This is a genomic window from Azohydromonas australica DSM 1124, from assembly GCF_000430725.1.
GTDB lineage: Bacteria > Pseudomonadota > Gammaproteobacteria > Burkholderiales > Burkholderiaceae_C > Azohydromonas > Azohydromonas australica.
This window is the reverse complement of sequence record NZ_AUMO01000049.1, coordinates 24801-47384: the sequence shown is the minus strand read 5'-3', so window position 1 is coordinate 47384 and position 22584 is coordinate 24801. Positions and strand designations below refer to the sequence as shown.

The window sequence follows — 22584 nt, the reverse complement described above, 5'->3', positions numbered from 1 at the left end:
CTATCCCTTGGATAAAGTGCCCGTGTTGAACGCAGCGTGCAATCAGTCGAACAATAGGCCATGAACTGGAATGACTGGTATGCCTTCACGGCCGTGGCCCGCAGCGGCAGCTTCACCCGCGCGGCGGAACAACTGGGCTGGCCCAAGAGTTCGCTGAGCCACGCGGTGGCGCGGCTGGAGCAGGCGCTAGGTCAGCGGCTGCTGGAGCGCAGCACGCGGCGGCTGGCGCTCACGGAGCAGGGCAGCCGGCTGCTGGCGCAGCTCGCGCCGCTGTTCGAGCGGCTCGATGCGGTGGCGGCCGACGCCGGCGACGCGCGCGACGAGGCGCGCGGGGTGCTGCGCATCGCCACGCCCTACGAGTTCGGCGCGCTGCAGCTGGGCGAGGTGGTGAACGACGTGCTGGCGCGGCATCCGGCGCTGGAGATCGAGCTGGAGGTGCGCACGCCGGACGTGGACGACACCGGCGCGGGCTACGACGTGGTGTTCTTCACCAGCGCCGACGCGCTGCCGGACTCGCTGCGCGTGGTGCGCCGGGTCTACAGCGTGGCGCGGGGGCTGTACGCCGCGCCTGTGCTGGTGGGCCGGCACGGCCTGCCACGGGACGTGGAGGCGCTGCAGCGCTGGCCCTGCCTGTCCATGCCGGGCGAAGCCTGGTGGCGCTTCCAGGGTCCCGACGGCCGCACGCACGAGTTCCAGCCCCACGGTCCGTTGCGCACCAACAACGCCGCGCTGCGGCTGCAGGCCGCGCTGGCCGGGCATGGCGCGGCCATGCTCGCCGCCACCTACTGCCGCCGCGAGGTGGAGGCCGGCGCGCTGCAGCCGCTGCTGCCCGACCACGTGCCGCACCCGCTCAAGGTCTATGCGCAGCTGCCGGGCCGGGGCTTGGTGCCGGCGCGTACGCGCGTGTTCATGGAGGCCGTGGACCGCTTCCTGCTGCGGTGAACCAGGGCGTGGGAAATGAACGCTTTTGCGCCCCAAGCGGTTTGGGTTGCTGCCCGATTCTGACCTGTATCAACTCACAATCCGGGCCAATGCAGAAGCCACCTCCTCATCCTCAAGAACAGGACAGGCTTGAGGCGTTGGCGCGGCTCGCCATCCTGGACACCGGGCCCGAAGACAGCTACGACCGACTCGTGCTACTGGCGTCTCAGGTCTGTGATGCGCCCATCGCCCTCATCAGCCTCGTCGATGCCGACCGTCTGTGGTTCAAGGCGCGCGTGGGCCTGAACGTGTGCGAGGTCAACCGCGATGACGGTTTTTGCAGCTTCGCCATCCACACGCCCGACGACGTGACGGTCGTGCCCGACATGCAACTCGACGCCCGATTTGCCGACCATCCGCTGGTGATCGGGCCGCCGCACATCCGCTTCTATGCCGGTGCGCCGCTGGTGGTGGACGGCTTGCCCATGGGCACGCTGTGCGTCAACGACCTGCAGCCGCGCTCGCTGGAGGCTTGGCAGGTGCAATCGCTGCGCCTGCTCGCCAAGCGGGTCGTGCGCCTGCTTGAAGACAAGCCGCCTACCGACGGCAGGCACGACGTTTGATGCACGATCGACCTGGGCCGCACACGCCCATTTGCCGTAGTAGAGGGATGCGCGCATGAGGATGGCAAAGGTCCGGTCAGGCCAGGTGTTCCACGGCTCGTGGCCGAAGGCGGTTCTGGGGATCACGCTGGCGCTGCCCAGCTTGGCGGTGGCCCAGGCGGCGTCTGCGGAGTTCTACAACCCGCACCTCGGTGCGCCGCCGGCGCCGGTTCCTGGCCCGGGCGAGCCGACCCACTGGCGCGAAGGGCTGGAGCGCTCCTTTGCACTGCCCTGGCACCAGCTGTTCAACGGCACGGCGCCGCACGCCTTCAGCGTGCGGCTGGGGCTGGACGCGCCGCTGAAGGCCAACGGCTTTTCCGCGCTCGGCGTCCAGTCCCAGGGCGAGGTGCCTAGCTCGCCGACGTTTCAGCTGGGGCTGCGCTACATGCCGCTGGAAGGCTGGTTCGTGCGCGCGAACCTGCTGCGCTACGTGGAGCCTTCCGAGCAGCGGCCGTGGAACCCAGACTTCACCTACGCCTTCGGCTTTGAGGACTGGCGTCCCTACACCTTCAGCCTCGTCTACAGTAACGACGGCGGCAACCGCTTCAATCCGGACCGCTCGCGCAACGAGCGGGTCACGCGCTTTGAGGAGGGCACCTGGGCGCTGGGTTACAAGTTTCCACTGACGCCCTGGGCGCGCGGCTGGCTGCCCATGGGCGAGACCGACAAGATCGGCTGCGGCACCTCGATCCGCTACACCCACCGCTATGCCGACGAGAAGTTGGGCGCCGGCCAGCCCGGCAAGAAATCGGTCGGCTTCGGCTGCCGCTACGTGGTCCGGGAGCGCTGGTTCGCCGCGCTTGACCTCTCGGGCTACCCGGTCCGGCGCCAGCAGCAGCCCTGGGATCCGGACTTCACCTACAGCTTCGGCTACGCCGACTGGCGCAGCGGCGGGCTGGTGGTGCAGTACGCCAATTACTCCGGCAACCGCTTTCCGTGGCGCGACAGGGCGCCAGGCACCGGCCGTTTCAGGGACGGCAGCATCTCCATCGCGATCACGTGGAACATCGATCTTTGAGCCTTGCTTCCGCGCCGCGGCGCGACAACGCCTTGCGCGTGATGGTGGTCGACGACCAGGCCATGCAGCGCCTCGTGGTGCACCGCGCCCTCACGAAGCTGGGCCACCAGGTGGTGGAGGCCGCCAGCGGCGAGGAGGCGCTGGCGCGCATTGACCGCGAGGAGGTCGATCTGGTCGTGAGCGACTGGATCATGCAGGGTATGGACGGCGTGGCGCTGTGCCGCGCCCTGCGTGCCCGGACCGGGGCGCGCTACGTCTACTTCATCCTCATGTCCTCGCGCGACAAACGCGAGGACATGATCGAAGGCCTGGCCGCGGGCGCCGACGACTTCCTGCGCAAGCCGGTCGACTTCGACGAGTTGGCGGTGCGGCTGCGCACCGGGCAGCGGCTGCTGTCGCTGCAGGCGGGGCTGGAGGCGCGCAACCGCGAGCTGCAGGTGGCCTACCAGCAGATCCAGCGCGACGTGGACGCTGCCGGTGCCTTCCAGAAGAGCCTGCTGCCGCAGGAGAGCTTCGACGATGCGCGCACGCGCTTCGCGTGGCTGTTCCTGCCCTCGCGCTTCGTCTCGGGTGACGCGCTCAACTGCTTCCGCTTCGACGCGCGGCACCTGGCGTTCTACAACTTCGACGTCGCCGGCCATGGCGTGGCCTCGGCGATGGTCGCCATGATCGTGACGCAGATGCTCAGCCCGCAGTTCTCCGGCGGCATCGTGCAGGGCGCGCGCGCCGCGCCGCCGGGCTCTCCGGAGTCTTCGCCCTCCGCCGTGGTGCAGATGCTCAACGCGCGGCTGCTGGAGGCGGGCATCGGCACCAGCTACCTGACCTGCATCTTCGGGCTGCTGGACCAGCACAGCGGCCGCGTGCGGCTGGTGCGCGCCGGCCACACGCTACCGGTGGTGGTGCACCCGGACGGCCAGGTACACGCGGTGGAGGACGGCGACTTGCCGGTGGGCATGTTCGAGTCCGCCACCTATGCCGACATCGAGCTGACGCTGCCGCCGGGTGCGCGGCTGTGCTGCTACACCGATGGCGTGACCGAGTGCGCGAACTCGCAGGGCGAGCACTATGGGCTGGAGAGGCTCATGGCTTTCCTGTCCCGCACAGCCTCGCTGACGGCGACCGACATGGTGCGCGCCTTCGAAGGCGAAATACGCCACTGGTCCGGCCATGGAGAGCCGGCCGACTTCCAGGACGACATCTCGATGCTGGTGATCGAGCATGTCGGTAGCGCCGGCGCGACGCCGGCGGTTGCATGAGGAACCACAACATGAAGATCGATGTTCAGCAGCGCGAGCAGGCCTTGGTCGCCACGGTGCAGGCGCCGCGCCTGGACGCGGCGCAGGCCGCCGCTTTCCGCACCGCGCTGCTCGATGTGCTCAAGGACACGCCCACCGCCCGCCTCGTGCTGGACCTGCAGGCCGTGAAGATGATCGACTCCAGCGGGCTGGGCGTGCTGGTGTCCGTGCTCAAGAGCATGGGCGGGCGCGGCGGCATCGCCGTCGCGGGCGCCAGTGCCGCTGTGCAGAGCGTGTTCAAGCTCACGCGGCTGGACCGCGTGTTCCCGATGCACGACTCCGTGGACGCGGCCCTCGCGGCCTGAGCCCGGTGCATGCGCAGGTTGAGCCGGCAATGAATCCCTTGCCGCAGGACCCGACGAACGCCGAAGCGCCGGACGGCGCGAGCGTGCTCTACCGTGCCGAGATCGCGGCGCGGCTGGAGGAGGTGTCGCGGGTGTGCACCGAAGTGGCGGCACTGGCGGCGCAGCGCGGCAACGAGGCTGTGGCCGCGCAGATCGACCTGGGCCTGGCCGAGGCGTTGTCCAATATAGCGCGCCACGGCTATGAGCCGGACGCGCCGGATGCGAGCGTGCAACTGGTGTGGACCGAGCAGCCCGGCTGCTGGTGTCTGCGCCTGTTCGACCACGGCCATCCCATTCCCGATGCGGCGCTGCAGCCCGGCGCCGACGATCCCTTCGATTTCGACCCGCTGGCGCTCGACACCCTGCCCGAAGGCGGCATGGGCCTTGCCCTGCTGCGGGCGTCTTTCGACCGGGTGGACTACCGTGCCGGCCCGCGGGGCAACCTGCTGGTGCTGACCAAGTTTATCCCGCCGCATGACGACGAGGCCAGACCTTGAGCACTGTACAACGACAAGCAGAACCCCAGCCCGGCAAAGAGCGCTTCTACTTCGAGGCCTTCGAGGACCGCCGCCCGCCGCCGCCGCTGCCGTACTCGCCGCTGATCGAGTCGCTGTGGCAGTTCTTCGTGGTGCTGGCGCTGGCCTTCGGGGCCCGCTACATCTGGTGGCGCTGGAGCGGCTCGCTCAACCCGGATGCGTTGTGGCTGGCGCTGCCGCTGGTGCTGGCCGAGACGCTGGCCTACGTCGGCCTGATCCTGTTCGCGATCAACCTCTGGAGCACGCGCGACCCGGCACTGCAGCCGCCGCCGCAGGGCATCAACGACTGCCTGGCCGAGCCACTGGACGAGGACCGCCCGGTGGCGGTGGACGTGTTCATCGCCACCTACAACGAGGACGAGGAACTGGTGCGGCTGTCCATCCTCGACGCCAAGGCGCTGCGCAGGCCGAACGGCGTCAACCTGTGCATCCACGTGCTCGATGACGGGCGCCGCGCGCTGATGCGCCAGGTGGCCGAGGAAGAAGGCGTCAACTACATCACGCGCAGCAACAACGCTGGCTTCAAGGCAGGCAATCTGCGCAACGCGATGGAGCAGACCAGCGGCGACTTCATCGTCATCTGCGATGCCGACACGCGGCTGTTCCCGACCTACCTGGAGCACACGCTGGGCTACTTCCGCGACCCGCACATGGCCTGGGTGCAGACGCCGCAGTGGTTCTACGACATCCCGCAGGGCCGGCCGCTGCCGGACTGGCTGGCGCGCTACATGGGCACGCCCGGGCGCTGGATCGGGCGCGCGGTGGAGCGCGTCGTGGGCGAGGTGCCCATTGGGCGTGACCCTTTCGCCAACGATCCCAAGATGTTCTACGACGTGATCCTGCGCCGGCGCAACCCGGCCAACGCTGCCTTCTGCTGCGGCGCCGCGTCGATCCACCGCCGCGAGGCGGTGATGCAGGCCGCGCTGCGCGCCTACGGCACGGCCGTCGAGCAGCAGGTGGGCAAGCTCTCGAAGGACATCCGCGACGCCGGCATCAAGCGCGACTTCGAGGACGCCGTGCGCGGCCAGCTCGCGATCGAAACGGAATTCACGCCCTACAAGTTCCACGTCTCGGAGGACATCTACACCTCCATCGTGCTGCACAACGACCCGGACCAGCGCTGGAAGTCGGTACTGCACCCGCAGGTCGAGTCCAAGATGCTCTCGCCGCAGGACCTGCTGGCCTGGGCCACGCAGCGCTTCAAGTACGCCGGCGGCACGCTGGACATCGCGCTGCGCGACAACCCGCTGTTCAAGGGCCGCATGTCGCTGCGCCAGCGGCTGATGTACCTGAGCACCTTCTGGTCCTACTTCGGCGGGCTGTGGAACCTGGTGTTCCTGCTGGCGCCCATCGTCACGCTGTTCACCGGCATCTCGCCGCTGCGCGCGTACTCGATGGAGTTCTACCTGCACTTCCTGCCCTTCGTGATCCTCAACGAGGTGGCGTTCATGTTCGGCACCTGGGGCGTGGCGGCGTGGGAGGGCAAGGCCTCGTACCTGTCGTTCTTCTCGATCAACCTGCGCGCGCTGTGGACAGTGCTCAAGGGCGAGAAGATCAAGTTCCCAGTGACGCCCAAGAACCGGCAGGAGGGCAACTTTCTGCACATGGTGTGGCCGCAGATCGCGATCGTGGCGCTCACCGTGCTGGGCCTGGCCGTGGCGGCGCTGCGCGTGTTCGCCTTCGGTGCGGACGAGGAGCTGCCGGTGCTCATCGTCATCTCGGTCTGGAGCCTCTACAACATCGCTGCCATGCTGCCGATGATCCGCGCGGCGCTGTGGAAGCCCGAGGACGAGCCCACGCAGCCCGACGATGCTGCCTCCGGGCGGCAGCCCGGCGCGCCGGTGCACGGTTTCTGACGTCTCTCACCACAACCAGAACAAGGAGTACGAGTTGAGTTTCAGACGCAACCTGGTCCATGCGCGCAGTTACCTGATCACGATCCTGGCCCTGCTGGTGGCGTTCGGCGCCGTGATCTGGATGGAGCGGCACAGCGGCCGGCTGTCCGCGGCCGCCGAGCTGCCCGAGCGCCAGATCGACGCGAAGGCGGTGCGCAACAGCCCCCGTCCGCTCACCGAGCAGGAGCGCCAGTGGGCGCAGGTCGCCTGGGCCTACTTCGGCCCGAACGTGGACCCCGCCACCGGGCTGGCCTTCTCCGTTGAGAAGTACCCCTCGGCCACGATGTGGGACACCGGTTCCTACCTTCTGGCCGTGATCTCGGCACGGCGCCTGGAGCTGATCGAGGCGCGGGAGTTCGACGCGCGCATAGCGCGCGCGCTGGAGTCGCTGCGCAAGCTGCCGCTGTTCGACGGCAAGCTGCCCAACAAGGCCTACAACGCCAGCACGCTGCAGATGACGGACTACGCCAACCAGCCCTCAGAGCGAGGCATCGGCTGGTCCGCCATCGACGTGGCACGGCTGATGGTGCCGCTGGAGGTGTTGGTGTGGCAGTACCCGCAGCACACCGAGGCGGTGCGCGCTCTGGTGGCCCATTGGGACCTGTCGGCGCTGCGCGCCGAGGGCGAATTCATGGGCGCGCGGCTGGACCAGCAGGGCCGGGTCGAGCTGGTGCAGGAGGGGCGCCTTGGCTACGAGCAGTACGCGGCCAAGACCCTCGCCCTCGTCGGCCTGCACGCGCCGCGCGCGTTCAGCTACACGCAGCAGCTGGCGTGGCAGGACGTGGACGGCGTGCGAGTGGGGCATGACCGGCGTACCGTGGGAGAAAGTGGCGCGCACAACTACGTGCTCAGCGAGCCCTACCTTCTCGACGGGCTGGAGCTGGGCTGGGACCGCGACTCCGGCGAGCTGGCCTGGCGGGTGCTGCAGGCGCAGCAGCGGCGCTTCGAGAAGACCGGGCAGCTCACGGCCGTGACCGAGGACCACCTCGACCAGAAGCCTTACTTTGCCTACAACACGGTGCACGCCAACGGCCGCAACTGGTTCACGCTCTCGGACAAGGGCGAGGACCTGTCGGCACTGCGCACGCTCAGCGTGAAGGCGGCCTTCGGCTGGTATGCACTGGTGGACAACGACTACACCCGGCGCTTGGTGGCCGGCGTGGCCGCGCTCAACGAGCCGCAGCGCGGCTGGTATGCAGGCCAGTACGAGCGCACGGGCCAGCCCAACAAGGCGCTGACGGCCAACACCAACGCGGTGGTGCTGGAGAGCCTGGCCTACATCCAGGGCGGCCCGCTGGTGCGCGTGCGTTGATGACGCGCCACGCGAAGCCGACGCCGGCATTCAAGGAGAGATAATGAAACGACGCCTGATGGCCCGGCTGGGCCGCACCGCGCTGGCTGCGGTGGCCATGGCCTCGCTGCTGGGCTGCGCCAGCGTGCTTACCGACTGCGCCAGCGCGCCGGCCAGCATGCCCGCGCCGCGCCACGGAGCGTTGACCGAGCGCGAGCTGGAGATGGCCCGGCGCGCCTGGACGTACTTCGAGAACAATTACCAGCCCGCGACCGGCTTCGTTAACGCGGTGCAGGACTACCCCTCGACGACGATGTGGGACACCGCTTCCTACATCGCGGGGCTGCTGGCGGCGCATGAGCTTGGGCTGATCGACAAGAACCGCTTCGACGCGCGCTTCACGGCGCTCATGGGCACGCTGCAAAAGATGGAGCTGTTCCGCAACGAGCAGCCCAACAAGGTGTATCACACCCAGACCGCGGTCAAGGTGGATTACACCAACAAGCCCGGCGAGATCGGCTTCTCGGCCATCGACATGGGGCGGCTGCTCATCTGGCTCAGGATCATCAAGGAGCGGCGCCCGGAGCATGCGAACATCATCGACCGCTTCGTGCTGCGTCTGGACTTCCGCAAGGTGGTCGACTGGGGCGGCACGCTCTACGGCGCCATGCTCGACAACAACAAGCAGGTGCAGTACGTGCAGGAAGGGCGCCTGGGCTACGAAGAGTACGCCGCCAAAGGCTTCGAGCTCTGGGGCTTCGACGCCTCGCAGGCGCTGGCGCCCGAGCCCTTTGACACGGTAACGGTGTACGGCCAAGCCGTTCCCTACGACACGCGCGACCCGCGCACCACCAACCAGCACAACTACGTGGTGGCCGAGAGCTACGTGCTCGACGCGCTGGAGCTCAACTGGGACCAGGCGCTGGACCGCGGCAGCGACGACCGCTACCACTCGCAGTGCTGGATGGCCGACTTCGGCCACCGGGTGTACCTGGCGCAGGAGGGGCGCTGGCGCACCACCGGCATCCTGACCGCACGCACCGAGCACCAGCTCGACCGGGCGCCGTATTTCGTCTACGACACCGTCTTCTCCGACGGCTTCGCCTGGAACACCATCACCGACACCGGCCAGTTCAAGCCGGACGCCGCGGCCGTCTCGCTCAAAGCGGCGCTGGGCATGTGGGTGCTGTGGCCGACCCCCTACACCGACCGGCTCTTTGACGCCATCTCCACGGCCTACGACCCGAAGAAAGGCTACTTCGAGGGCTTGTACGAGAACGGCGCCGGCCCGATCAAGACGCAGACCGCCAACAACAACGGGATCATGCTGGAAGCGCTGCTCTACAAGGTGCAGGGCAAGTTGCTGAAGTGGGGTTCGAACGATGACGGCGGCCTGTGGGAGGCGGGCGGGGCCGACCCCTTCGCGGGCAACGAGAAGGGCCGCCCACGCTTCAAGCGCGAGGCGCAGAGCATTTACAAGGTGGGCGCGCCGCGCAGCCTGGACCCGGGCCGTGCCTGGCGCGACAACCGCGCGGTGGAAGGCGTGCGCCAGCCCTCGTGCGGGCGCTGCGGCTCCTGCGCCAACACCAACTACCCGTACTCCACCACGTGGCGCGTGATGCCGGGCCGCTGAGGCCGGCGACCGGAGCATGAACGACGAAGCGCAGGGCGCATCGGTGACCGACAAGCCGCCGGCTGGGAAAGGCCAGCGCCAAGGTGTACGTTCGACCTGGCTGCTGCCGATGTGCGTTCTGGCGGCCAGCCTGACACTCACCGGCGCCGGCGTCGTGCTGCTGGAGCGCTCCATCGCCGCGGCCACCGAGGCCCGCTTCAAGCGCCTGGTCGAGCGTGTGGAGCGGGACATCCAGCTGCGCTTCCAGCAGCCCTTGTATGCCGTGGACGGGCTGCGCAGCGTGAGCGTAGCCATGCCGGACATCGACCGCCAGACCTTCCGCAGCTACGTGCAGGCGCGAGACCTGCCGCGCAACTTCCCGTCGGTGCGGGGCCTGGGCTACGTGCAGCGCGTGCCGCGCGAGCAGCTGGGCCAGTTCATCACGTCCGCACAGGCCGAGGCCGATGCCGAGTTCGAGGTCTATACCGACAACCCGGCCGGCGACCTGTTCGTGTTGCGCTACATCGAACCGATGGAGATTAACCGCCACGCGCTGGGCTTTGACCTGGGCTCGGAAACGGTGCGCCGCGAGGCCATTGAGCGCGCGGCGCGCACGGGGTTGCCGGCGCTGACCTCGCGCATCACGCTGCGGCAGGACGAGCAGCGCCGCGCCAGCTTCATGTTCATGGCGCCGATCTACCGGCCCGGCGCGCCGCTGAACACGGCCGAGGAGCGCATGGCAGCGCTTTCGGGGCTGGCCGTGGCGCCTGTGGTGGTGCAGCAGCTCATGGCCGGGCTGGACGAGCTCACCGAGCGGCAGATGGATATCGAGATGTTCGACGGTGCCACCACGCAGACGGCGCAGCGGGTGTTCGCTTTCGCCGCGTCCGAGGCGCCCCGCATGCTCGCCTCGCAACGCGGGCTCTTGGCCACGCGCGAGCTGGAGATCGGCGGGCACACGCTCACGCTGCAGATTCACGGCACGCAGGCTTTCGACGCCGGCATCAACCCACGCCTGCCCGCCGCGCTCGGCCTGGGCGGCACGGCGATGAGCCTGCTGCTAGCGCTGTCGGTATGGCTGCTGGCCATGGGGCGGGCGCGGGCCGAGCGGCGCGCGCGCGAGATGACGGCCGACCTGGACCGGCTGGCCAAGGTGGTGCAGCACACCTCCAACGCCGTGGTCATCATCGACGGCCAGCGCCGCGTCGACTGGGTCAACGAAGGTTTCCAGCGCATCTTCGGCTACCGCCGCGAGGCGGTGCTGGGCATGGCGCCCGACGAGATGCTGCGCCTTGCCGGCGTCGAACCCGCGCAGCTGGAGCGCATGCGCGAGGCGCTGTGGCAGGGTACGCCCTGGCGCGGCGAGCTGTGCCTGCGCAACCGGCAGGACGAGAACTGCTGGGCCGACGTGGAGATCCAGCCGCTGATGGAGCAGGGCGGGCCGGTCAAGGGGCTGATGGCGATCGCCTCCGACATCACCGCGTCCAAGCTGGCGCAGCAGCGGCTGCACGAGACGATCCGCGAGCTGGAGCGCACCCAGGTGGCGCTGCGCGAGGCGCACGAGCGGGCCGAGGGGGCCAACGTCGCCAAGAGCCAGTTCCTGGCCAACATGAGCCACGAGATCCGCACGCCGATGAACGCCATCATCGGCATGGCCAACCTCGTGATGGAAAGCGACCTCGACGACGACCAGCGCGAGCTGCTGAGCGTGGTGAACGACTCGGCGCAGTCGCTGCTGTCGCTCATCAACGACATCCTGGACTTCTCCAAGATCGAGGCCGGCCACCTGGACTTCGAGCACGTCGGCTTCGACCTGCACGAGCAGGTGATCGGCACGGTGCGCACGCTGGCCGAGCGCGCGCGCGAGAAGAGCCTGACGCTGGAGTGGGTCATCGCACGCGACGTGCCGCGCCGCGTGATGGGCGATCCGCACCGGCTGCGCCAGGTGCTGCTGAACCTGCTGAGCAACGCCGTGAAGTTCACGCTGCACGGGGGCGTGACGCTGATCGTCTCGCGCCGGCCCGAGGCGAACAGCGGCGATGGCTGCCAGCTGCACTTCCGCGTGCGCGACACCGGCGTGGGCATCCCGCCGGACAAGCTGGAGGCTGTGTTCGAGCCCTTCACGCAGGCCGATGCCTCGACCACGCGCCGCTTCGGCGGCACCGGGCTCGGCCTGGCGATCTGCCGCCGCTTGGTGGGCCTGATGGGCGGCGAGCTGTGGGCCGAGAGCGAGCCGGACAAGGGCAGCACCTTCCACTTCACGGCCCGGCTCGGCCTGCAGAGCAGCGCGGAGGACGAGCTGCTGCAGGCCGACGGCACGCAGCCCATGCCGCGGGTGCTGGTGCTCGACGCGGGCGCCGTGCAAGACAGCGGCCTGGAAGCGACGCTGGCGCAATGGCAGCTCAAGCCTGTGTTCGTGGCCGAGCTGCCCGAAGCGGTGCGGCTGCTGGAGTCGCCGGCGCGGCACCACCGGGCCATCCAGAGCGTGCTGGTGCGGGCCTCGACCCTGCCACGGCAGCCCGCGGAACACCTGGCCCGGCTGCTGCCGCGGCTGTGCGACACGGCCGTGCACGAGCGCCCGGTGATCCTGCTGGAGGACGAGCCGCTGCCGCAAGCACAGCGCCGCCTGTTCGAAACCGCCGTGGCGTGGCCCGGGGTGCCCTCGGTGCTCTTCGACGCGATGACGGCGGTGGAGGGCTTCGCCCACAGCGCGCTGCACCCGCCGGATGCCGCCGCGGCGGGCAGCGTGGGCGGTGCCGAGGGGCACTTCAGCGTGCTGCTGGCGGAGGACAACGTCATCAACCAGAAGCTGGCGGTGCGGCTGCTCGAAGGCATGGGCCACCAGGTGCAGGTGGTTGCCAACGGGCAGGACGCGGTGCGGCTGGCGCAGGCCGAGGACTTCGACCTGGTCCTGATGGACGTGCAGATGCCGCTGATGGGCGGCTTCGAGGCCACGTCCGCCATCCGCGCCCACGAGCAGCCGCTGGGGCGGCACACGCCCATCGTGGCGATGACGGCGCATGCCATGGTCGGCGACCGCGAGCGCTGCCTGGCGGCCGGCATGGACGGCTACCTGAGCAAGCCGATCTCCAAGCTGGAGCTGTACCGCGCCGTCCAGGAGCACGCGCGGCGGCGGGACGAGGGCGTCGCGGCGCCCGGCGCGCTGTCAGGCGACGCCGATGCCGACGCCACACCGGCGCAGGGCAAAAGCGCGTACCTCTCGCTGTACGACCGCGCCCGGGCGGTGGAACTGCTGGGCGGCGACGACGAGCTGTTCGACGAGGTGGCGCTGATGTTCGCGGACCACGCCGGGAGCGAGCGGCAGGCGCTGCACAACGCGCTGTCGGCGTCGGACCTGGGCCAGCTGGGCCGGGTGGCGCATGGCCTCAAGGGCAGCAGCGCCACCGTGGGCGCGGCGGCGGTCAGTGAGCTGGCCGCCGAGCTGGAGCAGGCCTGCATGGCGCAGACCCAGGAGCGCGTCGGGCCCCTGGTGGACCGGCTGTGCCAAGGGCTGGAGGCGCTGGAGGCGCGGCTGCGTCAGGATTTAGGGGAGGATTGAAAGATCAATCCACCGTCGCGCCCGTCGCCTTCGCGACCTTGCCCCATTTCTCCGATTCCGCCTTGATGAAGGCCGCGAAATTCTCCGGCGTGTCGCCGACGAATTCAGAGCCCGTTTCCTTCAACACGCGCTGGTATTCCGGGCCCTTCATGACCTTGATGGCCTCGGCGTTGATCTTGGCGACCAGTTCCTTGGGCGTATTGCCGGGCGCGAGCAGGCCATACCACGCATAGGATTCGACACCGGGCAGCCCCGCTTCCGCGAAGGTCGGCACGTCGGGCAATTGTTCCGAGCGCTTGGCGCCGGTCACGGCAATGGCCTTCAACTTGCCGGCCTTGATGTGCGGAAGAATCGCCACCGTGCTGTCGAACATCATGGGCGCATGGCCGGCCAGCACGTCGTTGATGGCCGTGGCCGAGCCTTTATAGGGCACGTGCGTCATGTCCAGCTTGGCGGTCATCTTGAACAGCTCGCCGGTCATGTGCTGCGGCGTGCCGTTGCCCGAGGAGGCATATTGGAATTTGCCGCCCTGGGCCTGGATATGGGTGATCAGTTCCTTCAGGTTCTTGGCCGGAATGGAAGGATTGATGGCCAGCACCAGCGGCACGCGCAGCAGGTTCGTGACCGGAGCCAAATCCTTTTGTGCCTCGAAAGGCATTTTCTTGTAGACGTGCTGGTTGATCACGATCGGCGCGCTGGAAGTGATCAGCAGCATGCTGCCGTCCGGCGCTCCCTTGGCGACCGCGGCCGAGCCGATATTGCCGCCGGCGCCGCCGCGGTTGTCCACGACGAAGGATTTACCCAGCGCATCGGTCAAACCCTTGCTCATCGGGCGGGCCACGGTATCCGACGGGCCGCCCGGCGGCCACGGCACCACGACCGTCACGGGTTTCGTCGGCCATTCCTGGGCCTGGGCCAGCGAGCAAACGGCCCATCCCAGGGCGATCAATGCGGTGCGGCGGTTCCATGCGGTCATGACAGTCTCCTTGCTTATTGCGCCTGTAAACGCAAACCCCGGCTGGCGCTGCCGGAGCTCAAAACGGCTGGAATTGTGGGCGGCGCGGGAAATGGCGGCATCGGTTCGAGTCCGCACAGGACTCTGCGTAGAAATACGCAGGGTTTTGCGCCCATCGACAGCGTCGCGCCCGCCGGTATGGCCGCTGTCCAGAATCCTCCTGCATGAAAATACGGCCATGCCGCGCATGTTCACCGCACGCCCCTCAAGCAGCCACGTATCCCGTTTTGTGCTGTGGGGATTGGCCGCGACCCTGCTGGCGGCGCTTCTGCTGGGCGTCGGCGAATGGACGGAGCGGCGCGAGATGGGGCTGAAGACGCAGGCGCTGCACCATGCCCTGGAGACGCATGCGCTGGGATTGCGGGCCACGGCCGAGCGGTTCGATTTCCTGCCCTTGGCCAGTGCCCGCCATCCCGCCGTGCGCACGCTGCTGCAAAACCCGCGGGACCCGGGTTTTACGTCGGCTGTCAATGCTTACCTCGAAGAATTGAACCGCGTGGTGGGTTCGTCGGCGCTGTATCTGCTGGACCGGCAGGGCCTGACCTTGGCCGCAAGCAACTGGCGCGGCAGCGAGAGTTTCGTGGGACAGAATTACCGCAACCGGCCCTATTTCGAGCAAGCCCTTGCCGGAGAGCGCAGCCTTTTCTACGGCGTGGGCATGACCACCGGTGTGCCCGGGCTGTTCATCGCCGAGCCCGTGCGCAGTGTGGAAAACATCTTGGGCGTGATGGTAGTGAAAGTCGGGCTGGACGCGGTTCAATCCGCGTGGGCCCATGCGCCGGACCCGGTGGTCTTGTCAGATGCCCGGGGTATTGTGTTCATGAGCTCGGTGCCCAAATGGGTCTACAACAGCCGCAAGCCGTTAAGCAGTGAAGATGTCACCTGGCTGAGCAGGCATCATCAATACGGCATGGAGCACCGCGAGTATCCCTTGCTGCCCTGGGCTGGGAATGTGCCCTCGAACCAGGCTTCGGCCTTGCCTTATCGCGTGCAGGCGGAGGTATTGGGTGCCAAGCGCAGTTTCCTGGTGGCGGAAACCGATATTTCCCGCCTGGGCTGGACGCTCAGCGTGATGGCCGACCTGTCGGAAGTGGTCCAGGCCCGGCGGGCAGCGCAGGCATTGAGCGGGCTGGCGGTGCTGCTGCTTTTGGTGAGCTTGCTGTATTGGCGGCTGCGTGAGCGCCGCCGGGCCGAGCAGCGCGAGAGAAACCAGGAGGCGCAACTGCAGCATGCCGCCCGATTGGCCAGTTTGGGTGAATTGGCTTCGACGCTCGCCCATGAATTGGGCCAGCCGCTGATGGCGCTTTCCAGTTTTGCTGTGGCGGCGCAGCGTTTTTCGGACCAGGGCGCCCGCGACCTGCTGCAGGAAACCCTCAAGGAAATTCAGCTCCAGGCGCGCCGTGCCGCGGACATCGTGGCCCGCATGCGGGGTTTCGTGCGCCAGCGCACCCGGGGGCAGGAGGCCTGCGAAATGCCGGACCTCATCGCGTCGGTGCTGGCGCTGCTTCGGCCGGAAATCCAGCGGCTCAATTCCGGGGTCGAGCTGGACGTTCGCTCGCCATTGCCACCGGTCCAAGGCGACCGCCTGTTGCTGGAACAGCTGCTGCTGAACCTGCTCATGAATGCCCTGCAGGCGATGAAGGACGTGAAGGAGGATTCGAAGCGCATCACGGTCCGCGCGCGGGCCGAGGGGCAGGACATCGTGGTCGAAGTCCAGGACACGGGACCGGGCATTCCGGCCGAGGTGGCACCCCGGCTCTTCGAGCCCTTCTTCAGCACCAAGCCCGATGGCTTGGGCGTGGGCCTGAAAATCTGCCGCTCCATCGCCGAGAGCCATGGTGGCCATCTCTCGTTCTCGTCGCCCGCTCAAGGCGGCGCGTTGTTCACGCTGAGGCTTCCCCAGGGACCATGCAAAGAAGCTCACTGAATCTGTATGTCGTCGATGACGACGAGGCCGTGCGGCGCTCGCTGCTGCTGATGCTGATGTCCACCGGATTCGCGGTCCAGGGCTTCGAATCCGGCGAAGCCTTCCTGGACGCGGTGGACATGCGCCGCAGCGGCGTGCTGGTGCTGGACCTGCGGCTGGGCGGGCTGAGCGGCTTGGAGGTCTTTGCCCGGCTCAAGGCGACACACAGCCCGCTGGTGGTGCTGTTCCTCTCCGGCCATGGCGACATCCCGACGGCGCTGAACGCGGTGCGGCGGGGCGCTTACGACTGGGTGGTCAAGCCGGATTCGGAAGCGCTGCTAGCCAAGCTGCCCGGCGCGCTGGAAGAGGCCGCCGGCCGAGCGGAAGCGCTGGTGTTGTGGGAGTCGCTCACGCCCCGGGAGCGCGAGGTGGCAGTTCACGTGGCGCGGGGCACGCCGAACAAGGAAATCGCGCGGCTGCTGCAGCCGCCGTGCAGCCCGCGCTCGGTGGAGACGCATCGCGCGCACCTGTTCGCCAAGCTGGGCATGTCCAACGACAACGTGCTGGGCCGCTGGCTGGAGCGGCACGCCTGGCTGGTTGATGCGCCGCTCGCGGCGGACCCGATGGCGGGTTCGCCCTGAGCGCTTGCGCGCGGTGCGTCAACGGGCGCGCTGCACTGGTTGAGCAGGATGCAGTTGCGCGCGAATCGATCTTTATAGCGGACGATGCACGCATGCCGTCGCTAGAATCCCGGCCATGCGCCGCTGGCTTCTCGTCTTCCTCATGACCGTGCTTCCACTGCAGCTGTCGTGGGCTGCGGTGGCGGGCTATTGCCAGCATGAGCAGGGCCCGGCCAATGCCGCGCATTTCGGGCATCACGATCACGAGCACCACAACGACGGCGCTGACGCTCAGGACGAGAACGCCGAGAAAGCTCCCCTGGCGCTGGACGACGATTGCGGCACCTGCCATCTCGGACATGCGCAGACGCTGCTGAGCGGCGCGCCCGCCATGGCGCCGCCCATGTTGCCTCCGCGCGTGGCGCTGCAGCCCATGCTGCACGGCTCGCACATCCCCGCGCTGCCCGAGCGCCCCGACCGACGCCTTGCCGCCTGATCCGGCGAGCGCGTTCGTACGCCTCCTTCCCCGCTACGGCCCAACGCCTCGCCGCACCTCGTCGTTGAGCTGATCAACCTTGGAGCCGTCGATGCGAGAAAGCCGGCCGCCGCCGTTGCCGGCGGCGTGCCTGACCGTCCCCTGCCTGGCCGCTGAGGTCTGCGGAGGTACATCCCCTGCCGGCCGCGGCGACGCGGCGCTGGCGGCGTGCTCGCGCGCGTCGCCCTGGAATATGCAGCCCACCATCACCTGACCTGATATTCATCCGCCACGCTGAAGTCAAAGCACTCTCCGCGCGATGCAAACACGCGGGGAACGTGCTTGGCTGCGCCACGCACAGCGGCTTTGCTTCCTTGAAAGCGAGGCCATTCTCGACGGGTCACAATTTAGGAAACTAAGAAATTACCCGTCAAGACAACCGTAAATGGTTTGTGCCCTACGGCGGTGCGGCTCGATGGGTTTCGATGGTGCGGCGCAACAAAGTTGTTGATACGCGTTTGTTCTTTGCATAGAATCAAATCGCAGTTGCAGTAAGCAACGTCTCGTTTCCATGCCAGTCTTGCCCGGGAGATGTCGAACGCATCACCCGGGATAGGCATGTGTCTTCTTGCAACATTTGTGCTGGCCGGGTCTGCAGTTATTCCCCGGTGTGGTAGGCGTGCCTGCGCGTGATTTTCACGAGCCGGTGGTGCGCCTGCGCGTCGAATTGATGACGCCCGATGCTTGCATGAGGGTTTGTTGGTCGAGGGTTGTGGCTGCTGTATTCGAATCATGGAGTGGGCCGGTTTTCCAGCAGGTATTTTCCTGCGCGGGCCACTTGTGACGTAACGGAGGATTCATGAGCATGAGTGAAGTGGTGGCAGCGATTCGCCGCGCCGGGCTTAATCCCTTGACGGCCGTCGTCTCCTCGGTGCACGAGATGTATCGCCTGCCCGAGGAAACATTGAATGCACTCAAGGCAGACCTGATCGCGGACAGTTTCCGCTTCCACTACGAACGCAATGCTTACTACCGCGAGGCCTGCGTTGCCAAGGGCGTGCATCCGGACGACATCAAGGGTTTCGACGACCTGGTGCGCATTCCGTTGGTGCCCATCGCCAAGTTCAAGTCGGCCAGCAGCCACGAGCTGCTGTCCAAGCCGCTGAACGCCATCGAGCACGAGATGCGCAGCACCGGCACCAGCGGCGTGCCCAGTATCTCCCGCCGCTGCTCGCAGACGGTGGACAACGCGGTGATGGCGATCTACGCCATGTACCGCGAGTTCCTGGGCATCTCCAAGGGCGCAGGGCTGTACGTGTGCCCCTCGACGGAGGAGATCCCGGAGATGGGCATGATCAAGGCGCTGAACATGCTCGCCGGCCTGCTGGACACGCACCGCTTCATGGTCAGGCAGGAGCGCTTCGTGCCCGAGGAGGCGCTGGCCCAGCTCACGCAGTGGGAAAACAAGTTCACGCGCCACATCATCGGCCCGCCGTTCCTGATTTACCGCCTGCTGCAGTTCATCAAGCAGACGGGCCAGAAAATCAGGCTGGACCGCGGCAGCATGGTCATCACCCTGGGCGGCTGGAAACGCTTCACGGGCCAGATGATTTCGCGGCGCGAGTTCAACCTCATGTGCGAGGAATATCTCGGCGTGCCGCCCAGCGGCGTGCGCGACATTTACGCGCTGGTCGAATCCAACGTGGTGGCCATCGACGACGAGCACCAGGTCAAGCACGTTTCGCCCTACGTGCATTTCTCGGTGCGGGATATGAACGACCTCAGCCGGGAGGTGCCCCTGGGCGAGAAGGGCGTGCTCGCCATTCTGGACCCGCTGGCGCTTGCAACGCCGGGCATGATCCTGACGGAGGATATCGTCACGCTGCTGCCCGGTGCCAGCCCTTCAGGCCGAGCCGGCCAGCGCATGGAATACATCATGCGCGCGCCGTCGTCCCTGGAGTTTGGCTGCTGCGCGGTCAATCTGGAGCGAAAAATGGACGAATCGGACGCCGAAGCCGTGTGTCCGGTCGTGAACTGAAGCCCGCGCGCCAGGAGGACCGATGTTCAACGACATCATCGTCAAGAATTTCACCGAGCCGGTTTTCGTGGGAGAAATTCCCGAGGCCAGCGAGGTGATCGAGTTGGGAAACCCGGTTTGCGGCGACCGTATCAAGGTGCAGCTGCAAATGGAGGACGGCCGGGTGAGCGCGGCGCGCTACCAGGCCTGGGGCTGCGCCACGTCGCTGGCGGCGGGCAATGTTTTCTGCTCGCACGTCCATGGCCGGCCATTCACCGAGTTGCTGGCTATTCCCGGCGCCGAGGTCGATTCGATGCTGGGCGAGCTGGAGCCTTCGCAGCACCACTGCCTGGAAATGCTGCGCTCGCTGTTCGAGCGGCTGCAGGCCTCGCTGGCGCAGCCACGCTGAAGGAGCCGCCATGAGCACCCGAGGCTATTTCGACTACAACGCCACGACACCGGTGTGCCGCGAGGCCATCGAGACCTTCCACGCCGCGATCGATGACTTCGGCAACCCATCGAGCCGCTACGGGCTGGCCAAGGCGCCGATGGTGCGGCTGCGCGAGGCGCGGGAGCAGGTGGCGCGGCTCATCGGCGCGCGGCCCGAGGACCTTTTCTTCACCTCCGGCGGCACCGAGGCGAACAACTGGGCCATCAAGGGCGCCCTGACCGCGAGCGGGGGCCTGGGCCGCGCCGCGGGGCCGGCGCACATCGTGGTGTCCGAGATCGAGCATGCCTCGGTGCTGGAGGTGGCCGCCTACCTGGAGCGCGTCTTCGGCTTCGAGGTGACGCGCCTGGCGCCGGACGGCGAGGGCCGCATCACGCTGGAGTCGGTGCTGCGGAGCCTGCGCCCGCACACGCGGCTGGTGTCGGTCATGCTCGTCAACAACGAGGTCGGCACGGTGCAGCCGGTGGGCGCCATCGCGCAGGCCTTGCGCGAGCGCGGCATCCATTTCCACGTCGATGCCGTGCAGGCGGTCGGCAAGGTGCAGGTGGACGTGGCCGCGCTGGGCATGGACAGCCTCGCCCTGGCCGGCCACAAGTTCTACGGCCCCAAGGGCGTGGGCGCGCTGTACGTGCGCGCCGGCGCGAAGGTGGAGCCGCTGATCCACGGCGGCGGCCAGGAGCGCGGCCAGCGTGGCGGCACGGAGGCCACGGCCGCCATCGCCGCCATGGGGGCCGCGGCGCAGGCCACCCATGCCGAGCTGCCGGCGCTGCTGGCGCGGCTTCAGGCCTACCAGGCGCAGCTGCGCGCGATGCTGGCCGCGCGCGTGCCGGGCATCGCCTTCAACGGCCCGCTGCACGCGCACGAGCAGGCGCCCAACACGCTGAGCATCCGCGTGGACGGCATCCGTGCCGAGGCCCTGGCCGCGATGCTCGACCACCTGCACGGCATCCAGGTGTCGCTGGGCTCGGCGTGCAGCAACAACAAGTCGGTCTCGCTCTCGCACGTGCTGCGCGGCATGGGCCTGGGCGAGGAGCAGATCAAGGCCACGATGCGCGTGAGCATCGGGCGCTACACCGAGCAGGCCGACCTGGAGCGCTTCGTGGAGGCCGTGGCCAATGGCGTGGCGCTGCTGCAGCGCATCGCGCATCCGCAGACGGAGAAGCCGCATGCCCTTGCCTCTTGACCACGCCGCCACGCTGCTGGACTGCCTGGAGCACTACACCCGCCTGCAGCCCGAGGCGCGCGCGTACACCTTCATTGCCAACGGCGAGCGCGACGACCGCGTGCTGAGCTATGCCGAGCTGGACCGCCGCTCGCGCCAGCTCGCCGGCCACTTGGCGGCCACGGGCTGCAGCGGCCAGGCGGTGCTGCTGCTGTTTCCGTCCGGGCTCGAATTCATCGTGGCCTTCTTCGCCTGCCTGCATGCCGGCGCCATTGCCGTGCCGGCCAACCTGGCGCGCAATCCGCAGCACTTCGCCCGGCTGCGGCTGATCATCCAGGACAGCGGCACGCGCCGCGTGCTGACCACGGCCGGCCTCAAGGCCTCGGTGGGCACCGGGCTGCAGGCTGCCGGCGTGGATGCGGCGGTGCGGGTGGAGGCCGAGGAGGACGCCGCCGGCGCTCCTGCATGGGAGCGTGGCGCCGATGCCGTCGAGGCGTCGAGCCTGGCCTTCCTGCAATACACCTCGGGCTCGACCGGTGCGCCCAAGGGCGTGATGGTCACGCACGCGCAACTGGTTGCCAACGAGCGCGCCATCCAGCGCTCGGTGGCGATGCCGGAGTTCGTGGAGTGCGCGGGCTGGCTGCCCCAGTTCCACGACATGGGGCTCATCGGCACGACGCTGCAGCCCATCGCGCTGGGCGGGCACTACGCCTTCATGTCGCCGCTGCACTTCATCCAGCGGCCGCTGCGCTGGCTCCAGGCGCTCAGCCGCTTCCGTGCCCAGACCTCGGCGGCGCCCAACTTCGCGCTGCGGATGTGCCTGAAGGCCGCCGAGGGCCAGGACGTGGCCCTGGACCTGTCGGCGCTGCGCAGCGTGTTCTGCGGCGCCGAGCCCGTGAACGCGGAGACGGTGCAGCGCTTCCGGGCCCGCTTCGCCGCGGCCGGGCTGGCTGCCGGCGTGGTGCGGCCCTGCTACGGACTGGCCGAGGCGACGCTGATCGTCTCGGGCGCCGTGGCGCCTGATGCCAGTTCCGTGCTTCGCCTGGACCGCGACGCGCTCACCCGCGACCAGGCGCAGCCCTCGGCGGGCGAGGGCGGGCAGGACTGCGTGTGCTGCGGCGCGGCCGTGCCGCAGCACGAGGTGGCGATCGTCGATGCCGACGGCAACGCGCTGCCGGCCGGCGCCGTCGGCGAGATCTGGGTGCGCGGGCCCAGCGTGGCCCAGGGCTACTGGAACAACCCCGAAGCCACCGAGAAGACCTTCGCGGCCCGCACCGCGGACGGCCGCGGCCCGTACCTGCGCACCGGCGACCTGGGCTTCGTGCAGGGCGGCGGCGTCTACGTCACGGGCCGGGCCAAGGAGCTCATGATCGTGCGCGGGCGCAACTACTACCCCAACGACATCGAGCAGACGCTGAGCCGCGCGGTCGAGGCGGATGCCGACGGGCCCTGCGCCGTCTTCTCGCTGGAGATGGACGGCGAGGAGAAGGTCGTGGCCCTGCTGGAGCTGCCCCGGCGCCGCGCCGCCGTGGCGCAGGAGGACGCCGCGCGGATCCTGGCCGCCGCGCGCCATGCCGTGACCCAGGCGCACGAGCTGCAGCTGGCCGACATCCTGCTGCTGCGCCATGGCGCCATTCCACGCACTTCCAGCGGCAAGACGCAGCGGCTGGCCTGCGCACGCCTGTACCGCGACGGCGAGCTGCAGGCGCTGATGGCCGAGGTGCTGGCCCCCGACCTCGCCGCCGACGCATCGCCGCAACCGGCGCCCGCCTTGAGCTGATCCTGCTGCCCGGCCGCCCGCGAGCTTT

Annotated in this window: 18 protein-coding genes; 17 read left to right on the top strand and 1 reads right to left on the bottom strand. The window is 68.3% G+C overall.

What is annotated here, in order from left to right:
- Nucleotides 1-60: 60 nt before the first annotated feature.
- From H537_RS41970 to H537_RS49005, 10 genes are read left to right on the top strand one after another with little or no spacing between them, the layout of a single operon-like run.
- The gene (locus H537_RS41970; RefSeq protein WP_043458444.1) at nucleotides 61-942 is read left to right on the top strand and encodes a LysR family transcriptional regulator; all 882 of its coding nucleotides are present in this window, start codon (nucleotides 61-63) and stop codon (nucleotides 940-942) included.
- Nucleotides 943-950: 8 nt separating this feature from the next.
- Nucleotides 951-1544 (top strand): GAF domain-containing protein, encoded by a 594-nt coding sequence (locus H537_RS41965; RefSeq protein ID WP_238446638.1) that lies wholly within the window; start codon nucleotides 951-953, stop codon nucleotides 1542-1544.
- Between the two features lie 55 nt (nucleotides 1545-1599).
- Complete coding sequence (locus tag H537_RS41960) at nucleotides 1600-2601, top strand: hypothetical protein (RefSeq protein WP_156901556.1); 1002 nt, start codon at nucleotides 1600-1602, stop codon at nucleotides 2599-2601.
- On the top strand, nucleotides 2598-3857 hold the full coding sequence (locus tag H537_RS0108970; RefSeq protein ID WP_051242219.1) for a PP2C family protein-serine/threonine phosphatase: 1260 nt from the start codon (nucleotides 2598-2600) through the stop codon (nucleotides 3855-3857). The genes H537_RS41960 and H537_RS0108970 overlap by 4 nt, the downstream gene beginning before the upstream one ends.
- A gap of 11 nt (nucleotides 3858-3868) precedes the next feature.
- The gene (locus H537_RS0108965; RefSeq protein ID WP_028997646.1) at nucleotides 3869-4201 is read left to right on the top strand and encodes an STAS domain-containing protein; all 333 of its coding nucleotides are present in this window, start codon (nucleotides 3869-3871) and stop codon (nucleotides 4199-4201) included.
- A gap of 29 nt (nucleotides 4202-4230) precedes the next feature.
- A complete protein-coding gene (locus H537_RS41955; RefSeq protein ID WP_084150537.1) occupies nucleotides 4231-4737 on the top strand; it encodes an ATP-binding protein in 507 nt (168 codons plus the stop codon).
- Complete coding sequence (locus H537_RS41950; protein WP_051242215.1) at nucleotides 4734-6632, top strand: glycosyltransferase; 1899 nt, start codon at nucleotides 4734-4736, stop codon at nucleotides 6630-6632. The genes H537_RS41955 and H537_RS41950 overlap by 4 nt, the downstream gene beginning before the upstream one ends.
- Nucleotides 6633-6666: 34 nt before the next feature.
- On the top strand, nucleotides 6667-7983 hold the full coding sequence (locus tag H537_RS0108950) for a DUF3131 domain-containing protein (protein ID WP_028997645.1): 1317 nt from the start codon (nucleotides 6667-6669) through the stop codon (nucleotides 7981-7983).
- Between the two features lie 43 nt (nucleotides 7984-8026).
- Nucleotides 8027-9595 (top strand): DUF3131 domain-containing protein, encoded by a 1569-nt coding sequence (locus H537_RS41945; RefSeq protein WP_084150536.1) that lies wholly within the window; start codon nucleotides 8027-8029, stop codon nucleotides 9593-9595.
- A gap of 16 nt (nucleotides 9596-9611) precedes the next feature.
- On the top strand, nucleotides 9612-13133 hold the full coding sequence (locus H537_RS49005; RefSeq protein WP_051242211.1) for a CHASE domain-containing hybrid sensor histidine kinase/response regulator family protein: 3522 nt from the start codon (nucleotides 9612-9614) through the stop codon (nucleotides 13131-13133).
- Between the two features lie 4 nt (nucleotides 13134-13137).
- On the opposite strand, the gene H537_RS0108935 is transcribed toward H537_RS49005, so the two are convergent.
- A complete protein-coding gene (locus H537_RS0108935) occupies nucleotides 13138-14109 on the bottom strand; it encodes a Bug family tripartite tricarboxylate transporter substrate binding protein (RefSeq protein ID WP_028997644.1) in 972 nt (323 codons plus the stop codon).
- Between the two features lie 217 nt (nucleotides 14110-14326).
- On the opposite strand from H537_RS0108935, the gene H537_RS0108930 reads away from it, so the two are divergent.
- From H537_RS0108930 to H537_RS41925, 7 genes are all read left to right on the top strand, one after another.
- Nucleotides 14327-16075: a sensor histidine kinase gene (locus H537_RS0108930; protein ID WP_028997643.1), complete on the top strand. Its 1749-nt coding sequence runs from the start codon at nucleotides 14327-14329 to the stop codon at nucleotides 16073-16075.
- Complete coding sequence (locus H537_RS41935; protein WP_051242209.1) at nucleotides 16057-16695, top strand: response regulator transcription factor; 639 nt, start codon at nucleotides 16057-16059, stop codon at nucleotides 16693-16695. The genes H537_RS0108930 and H537_RS41935 overlap by 19 nt, the downstream gene beginning before the upstream one ends.
- A 115-nt stretch (nucleotides 16696-16810) precedes the next feature.
- Nucleotides 16811-17170, top strand: coding sequence for a cation efflux protein, CzcI family (gene czcI, locus H537_RS0108920; protein ID WP_028997642.1), 360 nt, complete (start codon nucleotides 16811-16813; stop codon nucleotides 17168-17170).
- Nucleotides 17171-18008: 838 nt separating this feature from the next.
- Nucleotides 18009-19187, top strand: coding sequence for a LuxE/PaaK family acyltransferase (locus H537_RS0108910; RefSeq protein ID WP_028997640.1), 1179 nt, complete (start codon nucleotides 18009-18011; stop codon nucleotides 19185-19187).
- A gap of 22 nt (nucleotides 19188-19209) precedes the next feature.
- Nucleotides 19210-19575 carry an iron-sulfur cluster assembly scaffold protein gene (locus tag H537_RS0108905; protein ID WP_028997639.1) on the top strand — a complete coding sequence of 122 codons (366 nt, stop codon included), beginning with the start codon at nucleotides 19210-19212 and terminating at the stop codon, nucleotides 19573-19575.
- 10 nt (nucleotides 19576-19585) lie between these two features.
- Nucleotides 19586-20797: a cysteine desulfurase family protein gene (locus H537_RS41930; protein WP_051242208.1), complete on the top strand. Its 1212-nt coding sequence runs from the start codon at nucleotides 19586-19588 to the stop codon at nucleotides 20795-20797.
- Entirely contained in the window at nucleotides 20781-22556 is a 1776-nt protein-coding gene (locus tag H537_RS41925; protein ID WP_051242207.1) for a fatty acyl-AMP ligase, read from the top strand. Before H537_RS41930 ends, H537_RS41925 begins: the two co-directional genes overlap by 17 nt.
- The last annotated feature ends 28 nt before the right edge of the window (nucleotides 22557-22584 follow it).